The sequence below is a fragment of the Pseudomonas sp. RGM2987 genome (genome assembly GCF_022952855.1).
In the GTDB taxonomy this organism is placed as follows: Bacteria; Pseudomonadota; Gammaproteobacteria; order Pseudomonadales; family Pseudomonadaceae; genus Aquipseudomonas.
The window spans coordinates 26,735-42,100 of the sequence record NZ_JALJDX010000209.1 but is presented as its reverse complement, the minus strand read 5'-3'; the positions used below and the strand labels follow the sequence as shown (position 1 = coordinate 42,100).

Genomic DNA, 15,366 nt, shown 5'->3' with positions numbered 1-15,366 from the left:
CCCGGCGCCGGGCTCAAGAAAAAAGCCCCCACCCAACCCGCTGCGGATAGGGGACGCAGTGGGCTGGATGGGGGCTTCTTGTTCTGCTGATCGTTGCTGATCGTTATTGGGCGATGGTTTTCACCGACACGCCGCGCTCGACCGGGGTGGAGCGCCCGTAGATGTCTTCGAAGCGTTCGATGTCGTCTTCGCCCAGGTAGCTGCCGGACTGCACTTCGATGATTTCCAGCGGGATCTTGCCCGGGTTGCGCAGGCGGTGAACCGACGCGATCGGGATGTAGGTCGACTGGTTCTCGGTGAGCAGGAACACGTTTTCGTCGCAGGTCACTTCGGCGGTGCCGCTGACCACGATCCAGTGTTCGGCGCGGTGGTGGTGCATCTGCAACGACAGGCACGCGCCCGGCTTGACCGAGATGTGCTTGACCTGGAAGCGCCCGCCCATGTCCACCGAATCATAGGAACCCCACGGACGGTAGACCTCGCAGTGGTTCTGGGTCTCGGTGCGGCCTTGGGCATTGAGGGTGTTGACCATCTGTTTCACGCCTTGGACCTTGTCCTTGTGGGCGATCATCATGGCGTCCTTGGTTTCGACCACCACGATGTTTTCCAGGCCGATCACCGACACCAGTTTGCCGTTGCCGTGGATCATGCAGTTGCGGCTGTCCTGGACCACCACGTCGCCCTTGGTGACGTTGCCGTTGGTGTCTTTTTCGTTGACTTCCCACAGCGACGCCCAGCAACCGACATCACTCCAGCCGGCGGCCAGGGGAACCACGCAGGCGCGCTGGGTTTTTTCCATCACGGCGTAGTCGATGGAGTTGTCCGGGCAGCAGGCGAAAGTCGCTTCGTCGAGGGTCACGGTGTCCGGCGTCTGCTCGCTGCGCTCCAGGGTCAGCAGGCAGGTGTCGTAGATGTCCGGATCGTGTTTTTTCAGCTCTTCCAGGAAGCGGCTGGCGCGGAACAGGAACATGCCGCTGTTCCAGAAGTAACCGCCGGCTTCGAGGAATTCGGTGGCGCGCTTGGCGTCGGGTTTTTCGACGAAGTGCGACACCCGGCTCACGCCTTCAGGCAGCAGCGCGTCGTTGGTCGACTTGATATAGCCGTAGCCGGTTTCCGGTTTGGTCGGCGGAACGCCGAACAACACCATCTCGCCACGTTCGGCGGCCACGGTGGCCAGGGCCAGGGCGCGTTGCAGGGCTTTCTGGTCTTCGATCACGTGGTCGGCCGGCAGCACCAGCATCAGCTCGTCGCGACCCTCGTTGACCAGCAGCATCGCGGTCAGGGCCACGGCCGGTGCGGTGTTGCGCCCGAACGGTTCCATCAGGATGCGCTGGGCTTCGAGCTTGCGGTTGGTCAACTGCTCGTTGACGATGAACCGGTGGTCTTTGTTGCAGACCACGATCGGCGTGTCCATGCCTTCGAAGACCAGGCGTTCGAGGGTCTGCTGGAACAGGGTGTGTTCGCCGGTCAGGGCCAGGAACTGTTTAGGGAATTGCTTGCGCGAAAGCGGCCAAAGACGTGAGCCACTACCACCTGACAAGATCACCGGAATCATGTTTGTTACTCCTTTGAAGCGAAATGGTTGTTAGAGCTACTGCGTTCTGTCGTTTCACTCTCTTGTTCTTGTTCCGTGCTCGAGCGACGCCTCGATCAGGGTGGGAGCGGGCTTGCTCGCGAAGGCGGCAGATCAGTCGACATTGATGTTGAATGTCAGACCGCTTTCGCGAGCAAGTCGGATCGCCGCACCGCCGCTCCCACAGGGGGTAAGGCGTCAGTCGAGCGAATCCATCAGCGGGTTGACACTGGACGCTTTACCCAGACCGGCGACAAGCTGCTTCCGGAGCCGGTGACGTACAGCACCGCTGCTTCACCACGCTCAAGTGCGACCGGCTTGAGGTCGCCGACTTTCTTGTCGCCTTCGAACAGCGCCAGGCTGACTTTCACCGGGTTGATTTCACGCTCGCCACGGCCCTTGGCCGCAACGTTGGGGACCACTTCGGTCTTGCCGTCGGCGGTCTTGAGGGTCAGGGCCTTGTCGGTGAGGTTCTGCACGCGGACCAGGGACTTCTGCTTGTTCTTGAACGGCGGTTCTTCGATCAGCTGAGGCTGGCCGGTGGCGTTGTTGACCAGGGTGTAGTAGTGATCGGGCGCCAGTTTGACCGGGACGGTCTGGCTGCCGACCTTGGCGCTGTAGTCACCGCCAGGCATGAAGCTGAAGTCGCTGCTGGCCAGTGGGGCCACGTCGCTCAGGTTGGTGCTGCCGACGGTGGCGCTGACTTCGGCGTTGCTGGCGTTGTAGATACGTACGAAGCTGGAGCCTTTTGGTGCGACCGGCCCGTACAGGGCCGAGTCACCGGCAAAGGCGGACAGGGAAAGGGCGCTCATGCTGGCGACGAGGGCAACGGCCTTGAAGGAGCGAGCAGCGAGACGACGAGGAGTAGTGTTGAAAGTCATGATGGACCTCTCTTTCAGTTTTGCGCCCGGTCGGGCGTCTCGGATTGAGTGTTGGCGGCAACGTTCTGTTGGCGCGCACCGGCTTGTTTGAGTTCTGCGACCCACTGCGGGTCGGCGTCGCCGATTTCGTTGTTCACGGGCAGATAGCGTTCAGGGAACTCCCAGATCAGCACCTGGGGCGGGCTGTTCTTGAAGGCGTCGCTCTTGAGGTAGCTGAGCATCGGCAGGATCGGGCCATGGCCGTCTTCGGCGTAGTTCACGACATCGCTGTGCAGGGCTTGTTTGAGGGCTCCGACGAAGTTCCAGTTGGGGTTGGCGCTGTAGCTGGTGCCGATCAGGGCCACGGGCACCTGGGCATCGGCAAACAGCGCGTCGCCTTGGGCCGGCTGGTCGTCGGCTTCACGGGTGTTGCGCTTGACCAGCGGCTCCTGGGCTGGCATCAGGTTTTCGAACAAGGGGTCCAGCGGCAGGAACTGGCGCAGGTCGCCCTTGTGGATGATCTTTTCCCCAGCCTCGGTGACGAAGCGTTGTGGCTGGCCTTCAAGCGGCGTGCGTTCGGCGATTGCCTTGGCAATGTTGTCTGCCGCGACCTGGGCACCTTCCGGCGTCCAGTGGGTGTCGGTGCGCAGGAACACTTGCTGGCCGTTTTGCTTGGCCTGTTGCAGCGGGCCGAGCAGGTCCGGGGCGAGGATCTTGTCTGCCGCCACGCGGGCATGGAAGTCCTGGTAAAGGTTGGCGTGGATGCTCGACGGCTTCACTTCACCGACGTGCTCCGGATACAGCCGCACTTTGGCCGGCACGATGGCCATGACCAGGGTGATGCCTTGGTCCTTGAGCTTCTGGCGCACGCCTTCGACCAGCGCGTAGTTGCCTTGCAGGTTCAGCTCTTCATTGACGATCGGGTTGAACTCCTCGTCGCTGAACAGCCACTGGTCGCGGCCCAGGACCACACCCTTGCGGCCTTCATTGAACAGCTTGTAGTCCAGCGCGGCCCAGATGTTGGTGCCCAGGCGCTTGATCGGAAACTCGTCGTCGTAGTGGGTCTCCACGGCCTTGGCCCAGCGACCGTTGAGCACGGTCGCGTCGGGGTTGGTGCTGAAGCCGAAGAAACTGCGCATCGACCACAGGCCCAACGCTGTCAGGATCAGCATGAACAGTGCGACGTAAAAGATGCGTAATGAGCGGGTCATGGTCAGATCCCTCAGAACTGGAAGTAAAGGAACGGCGAGAAGCTTTGCGCCGAGAGTTTGAGAATCGAGGCGATGAACAGCAGCAGTACCAGGGCGCGCATCACGTAGCGCGACCAGTCCACGGTCCAGTAGGCCGGTTGCACCTGGGCTTCGACACCCACGGTGTAGCCCGGTTCATGGATAGTCGACGGATTGTCGCCTGGAACGGCCTTGATCATCCCCGGTTGTGCGGTCGCCGGGCCGTCGGCCTGGGTGTTCACCTCAGGCTTGGTCTTGAGCGGTGGACGGTTGGTGTAGAAGTCCCGCAGGCCGAAGAAGGCGAGGGTGATGTAGGCCACCACCAGCGTGGCGATCTGCAAACCGGTGAGGTTGGCGCGAGTCAATTCCGAGAGCGACCAGTCGCCGAAGCTGAACATGGCGCCGTACATGCGACCGGCCACGTGCAGGTTCTCGGCCCGGAAGATCACCCAGCCCATCACCACCAGCAGGAAAGTCAGGGCCCAGCGGATCGGGTTGATGCTGCGTGGCGTGGTGTTGATGCCGACGGCTTTTTCAATCGCCAGCCAGATCCCGTGCCAGGCGCCCCAGATCACGTAGGTGATGTTCGCGCCGTGCCACAGACCACCGAGCAGCATGGTCAGGAACAGGTTGCGATAGGTCATCAACGTGCCTTTGCGGTTGCCGCCCAGGGTGATGTACAGGTAGTCACGCAGCCAGGTGGACAGGCTGATGTGCCAGCGGCGCCAGAACTCGGTGATCGACTGGCTGATGTAGGGCTGCTTGAAGTTTTCCATGAAACGGAAACCCATCATCAGGCCCAGGCCGATGGCCATGTCGCTGTAGCCGGAGAAGTCGAAGTACAGCTGCGCGGTGTAGGCCAGGGCACCGAGCCAGGCATCGCCGGTGGTCGGGTTCTGCAAGGCAAAGCAATGGTCCGCCACCACCGCCAGGGTGTCGGCAATGAACACTTTCTTGATGAAGCCCTGCATGAAGCGGGTGCAGCCTTCGGAGAACTTGTCCAGGGTGTGGGTGCGATTGTTGAACTGGTCGGCCAGGTCACGGAAACGCAGCACGGGACCGGCGATCAGGTGCGGGAAAATCGCCACGAACGCCGCGAAGTCGATCAGGTTGCGGGTGGCCGGGGTGTCACCGCGATAGACGTCGATGATGTAGCTGATGGACTCGAAGATGTAGAACGAGATCCCGATCGGCAACAGCACATGGGTCAGGATGAACGGATTCAGACCGAAGCCGGTGATGATCGCGTTGAGGCTGTCGACCCCGAAGTTGGCGTACTTGAAGTAGCCCAGGATGGCCAGGTCCACGCCCACGCCGAGCAACAGCCAGCGCTGGGCCGGTTTGGTGCGCACGCCGGCGGCGCCGACTTTCAGGCCGATCCAGTAGTTCCACAGGGTCACGCCGGCGAACAACGCCAGGAAGTCCACCCGCCACCAGGCATAGAACACATAGCTGGCGACCAGCAGCAGCAGGTTGCGATAGCGTTGCCCGCTCAAGTAGTACAAGCCGAGAAAGATCGGCAAGAACAGAAACAGGAACACATTGGATGAAAATACCATCCCGATCTCTCCATGTTGAATCAACAGTCAAGGGCCAGAGCCCCCCCAAACCCCCCCATCCAAACCGGGAGGTTTCATTACTTCAAAACACACCACATTCCCTGTGGGAGCGGGCTTGCTCCGGGCGGCGATCCGACGAAAGCGGTAGATCAGTCGACATCACTGTTGAATGTCAGACCGCTTTCGCGAGCAAGCCCGCTCCCACAGGATTGCGTGTCTAAGAACCTTTGCCTTTTTCGTTTGCCGGGTCATACACCTTGGTCAGGTCACCACCGAGGCGGAAGGTCTTGAACGGCTGCATCTCATGCTTGCGTTCCAGCACATCCTCGGGGCAGGTGTAGAGGCTGCAGAACGGTTCGAGCCAGGCGAATTTGGAGTCGACCTTCAAATCCTTCATGTCCTGTTCATCGCCGTTCTTCTCTTCGAAGATGTCCGGGTCTTTCACCCCGGCCAGGACGCGGTCGCCAAGGCGCTTGAGGGCCGCGTTGTTTTCCTGGCGCAGGTCCACGCCGTTGACCTGGGCGAAACTGGCGATCATCGCCAGCGGCGGCAGGGCGTAGTTGTGGTAGGACAGCGCGCGTTGCTTGCGCTTGAGTTCGTTGGGCAGGAAGCCGTCGGCGTCGACCTGGTTGACGCCGACCTTGTATTCCTTGACGGCCCAGTCGAACAGGTCACGCCGGTTGGTCGCCACGGAGGTGGCCATCACCGACCAGGCGGCCCAGTAGGAATGGTTGTTGGTCTTGTCCAACGGCAGGTTGTCCCAGTCGCTGACCACCTGGTCGGCCATGCGGCTGAACCAGTTTTCGATCAGTTGCGCCTGCTCCTGGTGGTTCGCCAATGGGCGAGACTCGGAGAATTTCAGGCGCACGTACGCAGAAGCCATGCTGCCCAGGGCCCATTTGCGCATCGACTTGCCGGTGTGGTTGAAGTCCTTGGACATCAGCGCATCGGCCTGGGCCCAGGTGGTCAGCCAGTTCAGCGTGCATTCCAGTTGTTCAGGGCGGCCGTCACGCATGAACTGCATCACTTGCTTGCTGACGCCACGCTCGATTTTGGTGATGTCGGCAGTGCTGTCGCGAAAGGCTTTTTCCGACTGCACGTTCAGGGTCGCCCGGGCCTTGTCGGAGCCCTCGTACTTGCTGCGAAACTGCAGCGAGCCGGTGTAGGGCGTCGGTACGGCGTCGCAGCCCTGGCCGCGTTCGCCGGCCTTGACCTTCTCGATCGGTGCAAAGTAGCCCTGTGGCGGGCGCAGCGGGGCGGCGGCCTGGGTGGCCCCGGCGAACATCGCCAGGGTCAGCAGGGACGGCGCCAGCAGCTGTTTCAACGTTCGGGTACGCATGGTTCTGGTCATGAGACGAGACCTCATTGTCCGATCTGAGCCGTTTGTTCGGTTGGCACAGATGCGTTTCGTTTGCAGACTTTCGCTTCCACTTGCTGTGGCGCTGCACCGGCTTCGGGGCCCTCGACTTCGACAGCCAGCAGGGTTTGCGAGGCCCAGTCTTCGTCGGTGCGCAACTGGAAGGCGAAACGCCCGTCGGTTTCGGAGGTATCCGGTTTTTCGATCTTGATATCCTCGTGGCGCCCATTCATGTACCAGAGGGTGGCGTGCAAGGTTTTCACCGACGTGTCGGCGAAGCGGATGTCGACTTGGTGACTGCTGTTGCGCAGGTCCATGTTCTTGCTGTTGACCATCAATTCGTTCTTGCCAGGCTTGAGGGCAGTCTTGCTGCTCATCAGGGCCGGCTTGCCTTCGCAGCCGTTGTTGTCCAGCAGGGCAAACATCTGGCGGTAGATGGTTTCCTGGTCCAGGCGATACAGCGGCGAGAATTCCCAGATGAGAATCTTCGGTGGGTTCTTCTGGAATTCTTCGCTGCCCAGGTACTGGATCATCGCGCCCTCGAAACCGCCGCCCGGGAAGGCCACGTTGAGAATGTCGGCGCCGATGGCTTCTTCCAGGAAGCCGGCAAAGTTGTAGTTCTTGCCGCTATGACTGGTGCCCACCAGGGTGATCTGCGGATTGCCGGAATCGCCGAACAGATCGCCGTCGCCGGCCTCGCCCTTGGGCTCGGTGGTGAACTGGTCCATGTACTGGATCGCGTAGCTGGTGCCACACAGTTGCCCGGCCATGTTGTGCAGGGTGCCGGTCTTGCCCATGCGCCCGGATCGCTTGGTCTCGAACTCGCGCTTGGGAATATCGGCGAAAGCCGGGAGCTGCTTGACCTTCTCGGCGACGATTTTTGCCGTGCGCTGGGCGCCGTACGGGGTCCAGTGCTGGTCGCCACGGAAGTAGAAATCGTGGGCCGGCAGGGTCTCGGGCAGGTTCTCGTTGGTCAGCGGCGAGAGGTCCGGTACCACGTAGCCCATCTGGGCGAAGCGACCGAGCATGGTCTTGTAGTTGCCCAGGGCTTTCTCGTAGTCGAAGCTGGCCTTTTCCTGCGGATTGAGTTTGTTGCGGTTCACCAGGCCACGGGTCGGCTGGTAGACGAGCACCAGTTCGACGCCTTTCTTCTTGAACGCATCATGCAGCTGTTGCAGGCGCTGGTAGCCGGCCGGGGTGGTGTTGAATTCAGTCCGCAGGTCTTCCTGGGTCCGGAACAGCCAGTCGCCCTGGGCCTGTACCAGCGTGGTGAAGTTCTGCTGGTAACGGGTGGTGTAGTTCTTCGGGTCGCGGGCTTCCGGGCACAGGTTGCAGCACGGCTCGGCAGTGAAGGTCGGCGCCTTGATTTCGTCGGCGCGTGCGCCGCTTGCAGCAGCGAGAATGCCGGCAGTCAGGGCGGACAGGCCCAGGAGTTTGATCATCTGTGGGTTCATAAAAGTCATCCTCAGTCCCGCAATTCGGTCTGGCGTTCGACAGGGTCGATCAGCACGGCTTTCTGCTGGCGCACCAGCAGGTCGAGAATTTCATCCTGGCGTTCGCCCAGGATTCCCGTGAAGCTGATGCCGCTGGATTTGGTCGGCGCGAGCATGGACACGCGGTACAGCTCGACACTCAGGGGCGAGTCGATGGACAACGGGCCACTGCCATTGCCGGCCAGTTCGCCGCCGACCACGATCAGCGAGACCTCCGCGTCGAACGGGTCGAGCTTGATGTCCCGGTCGGTGTTGGACAGGTCCTTGATGTGGCCGTACAAGCCGGTCAGGCCGTTGGCCATGGACAGGTTTTCGTACAGGCGGATGTTCACGCTGTTACGAATCCGGATGCCGTGGCGCTGGTTGCTGATCACCTTGTTGCCCCACAACAGGTTGTCGGCACTCTCATAGAGGGTGATGCCGTCGGTGTGGTTCTTGTAGATCTCGTTGTAGGCAATCAGGTTGTTCACGCTGTTACGGTCGATCACCACGCCCGAGAGCTTGTTGTCGTAGCTGCGGTTGTTGATGATGAAGCTGTCGTTGACCTCACGGGAAATGATGATCCCGTGCTTCTTCTTGGTCCCGTAGACGGTGTTGTCGGCAATGATCAGCCGATGGGAACGGTCGTGGGGGTCGATGCCGTAGACGATGTTGTCTTTGTAGGTGTTGCTCTTGACCACGAAGTCGCGGGTCTCGTAGCAGTAGAAGCCGTACCACATGTCCGAGAACTCGGAACCGATGATCCAGCCGGTCGGTTCCGGACGCTTGAGGACCTTGGCCATGTTCGGCGTGTACTGGGAAATACTCACCCCGTACGACTTACTGTTGGAGTAGCCGAAACTCGCCATCTTGGTGTTGACGATGTAGGTCTCGGTGCCGCCCCATGAGAGCAGGAACGGACGGAATTCCTTGGGCGAGCGGAACGTGGCTGGGCCGTTGTCCTTTTCACGCCAGCCGGTGACCTTGGTGTCGCGGATGAACATCTTGCCATCGTTGACCAGGAACGCGCCGCCCTCCTGGGACAGGCGCAGTTCCTGGGTCTGTTTGTCGATTTCCAGGATGCCCTTCTGGCCGACCACGATCGGGATCTTCGCCAGGTAGACACCTGGCGAGGTTTCGATCACGTACTTGGGCACTTTCTTGACCAGGTCCTTGAGGTTCATGTAGCCATCGTCGAGGAAGATGGCCTGTGGGATACCGTGCTGACGCACCACCCATTCGGCCATCTTGTTGTCCCCGCCGATGAAGTCCTTCAAGGCGTTTTCCTGCATCATCCGGCGCACGCTGACTTTGCCGGCCTTGGTCCGCACGATCTTGGCTGCCACCGCTTCGGCGGTGTAGCCCTTGAGGTCGGGCAAGGTCGGCGCGGCCAGTTCCAGCGGGGCGGTCGGCGCGCTGCTGACGGTGTAGGTCTTGGCTCTTTGCAGTCCCTTGACCACGTTGCCCGGCTTGACCGCCGGTTCAACGTTGGCGAACGCCGGCGAGCCGGCCAGCAGCATGGCTGCGACCAACAGGCTGATCGAACCTTTCATCGCCTGGCTGTTCCTGAGGTAGCGGTTCATTTCGGGCACTCCCATGGTCATTCGCATCAGAAGCGCCAGATCACGTCGACAAAGGCGCGATGCATGTACGAATCGACCTCTTTGCCGTAGGCATCGCCTGGCTTGAACACGCCGCCACGAAAGCGCACCAGCGCCGACGGCTCATCGATGGACTGGCTCAGCGCGGCCGGCAGCAACCCTTGCTTGAAGTACTTGGTGACCACCAGGTCGACTTCCTGGCCCAGGTCCTTGTCGCCATCGCGCAGCGGCAGGGTGGAGGTGGACAGGATGGCGCCGGTCACGTCGTCGGTGTTGTTTTCCACGGCGTTGATGCCGTTGCTGCCCACCGGCTTGTTGCCGTCCACGCGCCAGAACTTGTGGTACACCAGGCTGGCGTCGTATTCGTCACGCAGCTGCCAGGACCCGAAGAGGCTGGCGCTCTGGGTGTTGGCCATTTCGCCGCGGAACGCTTCGCCGAAACGGTGGACGCGTGAGCGGGTGCCGGTGTAGTTGGAGCGGTTGCTTTGCAGGCCGTTCTGTTGGTATTCGTCGCTGGCGCGGGCATAGGCCGCACCGACTTGCCATTGCGGATCGAGACGCAGGCGGATGCCCAGGTCAGTGGCCCAGCCGTTCAGGTCTTCGCTGCGCTTGGCTTGCGCCGGACGCGTGCCGTCGGCGTTGAGCGCATTGACGGTGTCGCGATCGCCACTCATGCCGGTGAGGCTGGCCCAGTAGTTGACGGTGTTGGTGTTGCGCCAGTTGTAGGCGTCGCTGTTGGCTTCCAGGCCCAGCCAGGAGATGTCACCGTTCTGGGTCTTGTCCAGCGTGTCGGTGGGTTCGCCCGGGACCGGGTAGTCGAGGCTGCCATTGTCGTGGGTGTGGTGCGCACGGATACCGGCCCACTGGCCTGGCATCCACTGGTAAGCCACATCGCCGTAGACGTGCAGGCGGTCCTTGTCCTTGGGGGACAATTCCTTGAGGTCGGTGCGGTATTCGCTGAAACGTTCGGCGACGCCGACGTTGGCCCGCAGCAGCGTGGTGTCGAAGGTCCAGTTCAGGGCTTCGATGTTGGTATCGCGCCATTGGCCGTCGTCGTTGCGCAGGCGCTGGCGACCGAACTTCAACTGCTCGCCCGGATACGGGGTCAGGCCGCTGTAGCCAATCCAGAATTCGCGCATCGCCAGGTAGCTTTTCTTGGCTTCGCGATCACCGCTGTCGGTCTGCTCGGTCGCGCCATCGGACTGTTGCAGCGTGTCGGTCTCGATGATGTCGGTGGAGGTCACGGCCTGGGCCATGGCGTAGGCGCTCCAGTTGCCGCTTTCGCCGTAGACCCAGGGACGCAGGTCCAGGCCGATACCGTTGACATCGCCACCGCTCTGGGTGCCCAGGTCGCGGTCGTCCTCGGACTGGCCGGTGATTTTCACTTCCAGGCCAAAATTCTTGCTTTCAGTCAGCGCCGCCAGGGTCGGGCAGGACCACAGCAGGGCGAACGTCAGGCCAATTCCGGCCTTCACAAAAGGATTGAGTTTCAATGGATTCATGGTTTTTCCTCGCCGTCATCTTCTTTTAGGGCTTGCAGTTCCAGCGTATCGGGGCTCATCGCTCCACGAATGGCCTGCTCTTGTTGTAGCAGGCGTTGGGCTTGTGCAAGCTGTTGCGGCGGTAATTGTGCTTCGAGGGTCTGGGCAAGCTCGATCGCTTGCGGGGTGTTCTGCGCTTTGGCCAACTGGCTGAACACATAGGCGTTGACCGGATTGGGCTTGGTGCCCCTGCCCTGGGAAAACAGCTGGGCAATGGCAAAGTCGGCGCTGTTCTGGCCGTTGCGGGCCGCCTTGAGCAGGTGGTCCAGGGCTTTTTGCGAATACACCTGGCCCAGGTAACCGCGGCGATAGAGCTGGCCGAGGTAGTAATCGGCGGCCACTTCGCGGCCCACGGCTTTCTGGAAGTGTTCTTCGGCAGCCTTGGCGTCGGCCGGCACCCACTTGCCTTCGTAGTACAGCTTGCCCAGCAGCAGCTCGGCGCGAGGCTGGTCGGCGGCACGGCCGTTTTCCAGGTACTGCATCATCTTGTCGACGTCACCCAGCTCGGGGAAATCGTAGAGCAACTGCGCCAGGCTGACCCACGCAGCGGGGTAGCCGGGGGCGATGCCTTCGAGCAGCGACTGGGCGGTTTTCTCGTCCGTCTTGCCCAGGCTGGCGTCGGCCAGGACGCGGGCGACGCTGTCCACCCGTTGTGCGGAGACCACGCCGCGGGCGTGACCGTCCTGCATCTGCTGGATCAATGCGGCCTGCTGGTCCGCCTGGCCACGTTTCTGGTAGACCGTGGCCAGTTCGACGTAGCAGATGTCGGTGGTGGCGAGGGCGGCCTTGCAGACTTTCTCTACTTCGTCCAGGTGCTGGTCGTAGGTGCCCTGGGTGCGGTAGAGCAGAATCTGCGCCAGGCCCGCTTCCGGATAGCCGGCGCTGCGCCATTGGCTGATCTGCTGCTGGGCGTTGACGTTCGGGAAGCTGTGCGGGTATTGCAGGTACAGCATCGCCAGCGGGATCAGGGTGTTGCCTTCACCGTTGGCAAAGGCTTTCTTCAACAGGCCTTCGGCTTCGTGCTTTTCAGCCTCGGTGGAACCGGGCTTTGCCACCAGGAGGCGACCCAGGCGCGCCTGGGCCCGGGGCGAGATGTCGGCCGCGGCACGGTAAGTCGCCTCGGCTTTTCTCATCTGCTCCGGATCATGGCTGTCCACCTGGATATCGGCCAGGCCCACCTGGGCTTCGCTGTAGCCCAGGTCTGCCAGTTGCTGATAGTTCTGTTGCGCCAACGCCGTGTCGCCGCGCTTGAGCGCTTCGTTCGCCAGGCGTTGGTCGGGCAGGCCGGCACAGCCGCTGAGGCTGACCGCCAGTGCAACGGCACAGAGCGTCCCAATGTGGGAGCGGGCTTGCTCGCGAAGCAGGCGCTGCGGTGCAGCAGGCAGGCCGAGTCGATCCTTTCGCGAGCAAGCCCGCTCCCACAGGGAGAACGGTGCGCTGTTGTTTTGTGGAATGGTCACGGGCATGTCCTCGCTTACTTACCAACAGCCATGGCTTTGTCGATCAGCCAGTTCAGGCTTGGGCCACGGTCGCTGTGAACTTCAACCGGACGACCGGCCAGTGCGCTGTCCAGAGGTTCGTCAGGCTTGATCAGGACACGGATATCGGAGGACAGGTCTTCGCTTTTCAGGCTGGTGCTGCTGACGATTTTGCCGGTGCGGGTGGTGTCTTCGCCGGCGACCTGGAAGTTGACCGGGGTGCCTGGGCGCACATCGCCGAACTGGCGATAGGAGAAGCGTGCCTCGACGTTGGCCTCGGTGCCGCGCGGCACCAGTTGGAAGATCACGTCGCCCTTGCTGGCGTACTGACCGTTGGCGACCAGTTGCTGGGAAACGATGCAGTCGCAAGGGGAGGTCAGGGTGCCGGTCATTTGCTTGCCGAACAGTTCCTCGACCTTGGCCGGTTGCAGCTGGTTGTCGTCCAGATGGCCCTTGAGCACGTCGAGCATGCTGGTGCTGAAGGTTGCCAGCGGGGCGCCCTTGGCGGCTGCGCCGTCAGCCTTGACCAGGCTCTGCACGGTGCCGTCGCGCGGCATGGTGATCGCCATGCCCGGTACGTTCACCAGGCCTGCCTGGGCGTGGCTGACGAAGTACATGCCGTACACCGACTTGAAGATGAAGCCGAACGCGGCCAGGCCGACGACGAAGATCCCGAGGCTGAAGGTCACTGCGCGCAGGCGCCCGAAAGCCGTCATGCCGCCGCTGTCGTCTTTCTGCTTGCGTGCCTTGGTGAAGTTGTCGCGCTGCAAGGTCGCCAGCACGTCGCCGACACCGACGATGTCGCCGGCCAGGTGCGAGGTGATGATGTGGCGCAGCGTAGCGATGTCCCGCGGTTCCAGGTTCTGGAACTGGCAACCGGTGCGGCCGGTCTGGCGGTCGTGGGAGCGGATCTGCAACTCCACGTCCATGGCCAGGCCCAGGTTGTCGATCACGAACTGCAGGCGAGCCTTGTAGGTCTCGCCCACTTTGAGCGGCATCTGGCCGGCGTTGAAGCAAAGGCCGCCCGCGGACAGGTCCAGGACCTTGACTTCCATTGGCGTGCGGTCGGGACCGAAAAAGCGCAGCTTGGCCGGGATTTTCACCCGGGCGTGTTGGCGCTGGGCTTCGGATTCATGCACTACATTGACGTTCACGGCGGTATTCATAGGGGCGATTTCCTGGTTAATTCATTCAAGTCCGGTCAGACCATCGTCAGCAGCACGGCGACAAAAATGCTGCCGGCGGAGAAGGTCATGGTCCGAGACGACCAAGTGTTGAACCAACGTTGAAAGCTGGCGAGATCACGGGTCAGGGCAGTGGGCTGGCGAGTCCAGGACTGTTGGTCGAGGCGGAAGAACACGTAGATCTTCACCAGCGCGCCGACGATCTGGTTGTAATAGAGAATCATCGGGTAGGCCGGGCCGATCCGGTGTCCGGAGCACGACAGCAGCAGGGTCAGGATCAACCGGGTGATGCCGATCCACAGCAGATACACCAGGATGAACGCGGTGCCGTACTTGAAGCTGGCGATCAGGGCCACGGTCAGGCCCAGCAGCGAAGTCCACATCGATACGCGCTGGTCGAGCAGCACCACCGAGGTAAACAGGCCCAGGCGCCGCAGACCCAGGCCCAGCGCCCGGGAGTTCTGCCGCAGGTTGTTGCCATACCAACGGAACATCAGCTTGCGGCTGGCCTTGATGAAGCTCTTTTCCGGCGGGTGCTCGACCGTGTTGATCGCCGCATCCGGCACGTAGAAGGTGTCGTAGCCCAGGCGCATCAGGCTGAACCAGCTCGACTTGTCATCGCCGGTGAGGAACTTGAAGCGGCCCAGGCGCCAGTGTTGCAGCGAGTCGCTTTCCACGTCGGCGATGAATTCCGGATTGGTCACCACGGTGGCGCGGAACACCGACATACGCCCGGTCATGGTCAGCACACGCTTGGACAGGGCCATGGAGCACATGTTGATGTGACGCTGGGCGAATCGCAGTTTGTGCCATTCAGCCATGATGTAGCCGCCACGCACTTCGCAGAACTCGTTGGTGGTCAGGCCGCCGACGTTGCCGAACAGCTGGAACCACGGCACGGTCTTGCGCACGACGCCTTCGGCGAGCACGGTGTCGCCATCGATCACGGCGACCACTGCGCGGTCGTCCGGCAAGTGGCGGGAGATGGCGCGGAAACCGAAGGCCAGGCCGTCACGCTTGCCGGTGCCGGGGATGCGCACGAAGTCCAGCTTGACCCGCTCTGGCGGGTTCATGCGGGCCCAGAGGCTCTTGACCAGCAGTTCGTCGGACATCTCGACGATGGAGCAGACCACGGTGGTCGGCAACTCGCAGTCGATGGCTTCGCGAATCACCGAACTGTAGACCTGGGCGGTGGTCAGCGCATCGATCCGGAAGCTGGTGACCATCAGGAACACGTGGGACGGATCCGCCGCCTTGCCCAGCTTGCGTACCTTGCGGCGCAGGTGCGGGTAGACGATGTACAAAAAGATCATGCCGCGAACGAAATGCGTCGCGCCCATGGAGTAACGCCAGATGCCCACGGCGCCGATCAGGAAGATGAAGTCCTTGGATTCGGAGTCGAACGTGGACGTGGGCAGCGCCGTGGCGATGCCCATCAATAAACTCAAGTAAAACAGCCAACCGGCGGCCTGAAGCAGGCCGTGCTTTAGCCTGTGCATAATCTGCATCCGT

At 61.8% G+C, this 15,366-nt stretch carries 11 protein-coding genes; all 11 read right to left on the bottom strand.

The genetic code is table 11. From position 1 onward, the window contains the following. Positions 1–103 precede the first annotated feature (103 nt). The 11 genes from RGM2987_RS18705 to alg8 all read right to left on the bottom strand — a co-directional run bounded on the left by RGM2987_RS18705 (position 104) and on the right by alg8 (position 15,356). On the bottom strand, positions 104–1,555 hold the full coding sequence (locus RGM2987_RS18705) for a mannose-1-phosphate guanylyltransferase/mannose-6-phosphate isomerase (protein WP_245144072.1): 1,452 nt from the start codon (positions 1,553–1,555) through the stop codon (positions 104–106). A 233-nt stretch (positions 1,556–1,788) separates the two neighbouring features. Beyond that, on the bottom strand, positions 1,789–2,454 hold the full coding sequence (locus RGM2987_RS18700) for an alginate O-acetyltransferase AlgF (RefSeq protein ID WP_245144070.1): 666 nt from the start codon (positions 2,452–2,454) through the stop codon (positions 1,789–1,791). A gap of 14 nt (positions 2,455–2,468) precedes the next feature. Beyond that, on the bottom strand, positions 2,469–3,644 hold the full coding sequence (locus RGM2987_RS18695) for an alginate O-acetyltransferase (protein ID WP_245144068.1): 1,176 nt from the start codon (positions 3,642–3,644) through the stop codon (positions 2,469–2,471). Between the two features lie 11 nt (positions 3,645–3,655). After that, a complete protein-coding gene (locus RGM2987_RS18690; protein ID WP_245144065.1) occupies positions 3,656–5,221 on the bottom strand; it encodes an MBOAT family protein in 1,566 nt (521 codons plus the stop codon). 217 nt (positions 5,222–5,438) lie between these two features. After that, positions 5,439–6,572: a mannuronate-specific alginate lyase gene (locus RGM2987_RS18685; RefSeq protein ID WP_280639990.1), complete on the bottom strand. Its 1,134-nt coding sequence runs from the start codon at positions 6,570–6,572 to the stop codon at positions 5,439–5,441. An 11-nt stretch (positions 6,573–6,583) separates the two neighbouring features. Then, on the bottom strand, positions 6,584–8,032 hold the full coding sequence (locus RGM2987_RS18680) for an alginate O-acetyltransferase (protein WP_245144063.1): 1,449 nt from the start codon (positions 8,030–8,032) through the stop codon (positions 6,584–6,586). A gap of 11 nt (positions 8,033–8,043) precedes the next feature. Next, on the bottom strand, positions 8,044–9,633 hold the full coding sequence (algG, locus tag RGM2987_RS18675; protein ID WP_245144061.1) for a mannuronan 5-epimerase AlgG: 1,590 nt from the start codon (positions 9,631–9,633) through the stop codon (positions 8,044–8,046). A 26-nt stretch (positions 9,634–9,659) separates the two neighbouring features. After that, a complete protein-coding gene (locus tag RGM2987_RS18670) occupies positions 9,660–11,144 on the bottom strand; it encodes an alginate export family protein (RefSeq protein WP_245144173.1) in 1,485 nt (494 codons plus the stop codon). Between the two features lie 5 nt (positions 11,145–11,149). Next, positions 11,150–12,652 (bottom strand): alginate biosynthesis TPR repeat lipoprotein AlgK, encoded by a 1,503-nt coding sequence (gene algK, locus RGM2987_RS18665; protein ID WP_348529644.1) that lies wholly within the window; start codon positions 12,650–12,652, stop codon positions 11,150–11,152. Positions 12,653–12,666: 14 nt separating this feature from the next. Beyond that, a complete protein-coding gene (locus RGM2987_RS18660) occupies positions 12,667–13,836 on the bottom strand; it encodes an alginate biosynthesis protein Alg44 (protein ID WP_245144058.1) in 1,170 nt (389 codons plus the stop codon). 35 nt (positions 13,837–13,871) lie between these two features. Continuing rightward, positions 13,872–15,356: a mannuronan synthase gene (gene alg8 / locus RGM2987_RS18655; protein WP_245144168.1), complete on the bottom strand. Its 1,485-nt coding sequence runs from the start codon at positions 15,354–15,356 to the stop codon at positions 13,872–13,874. Between the last annotated feature and the right edge of the window lie 10 nt (positions 15,357–15,366).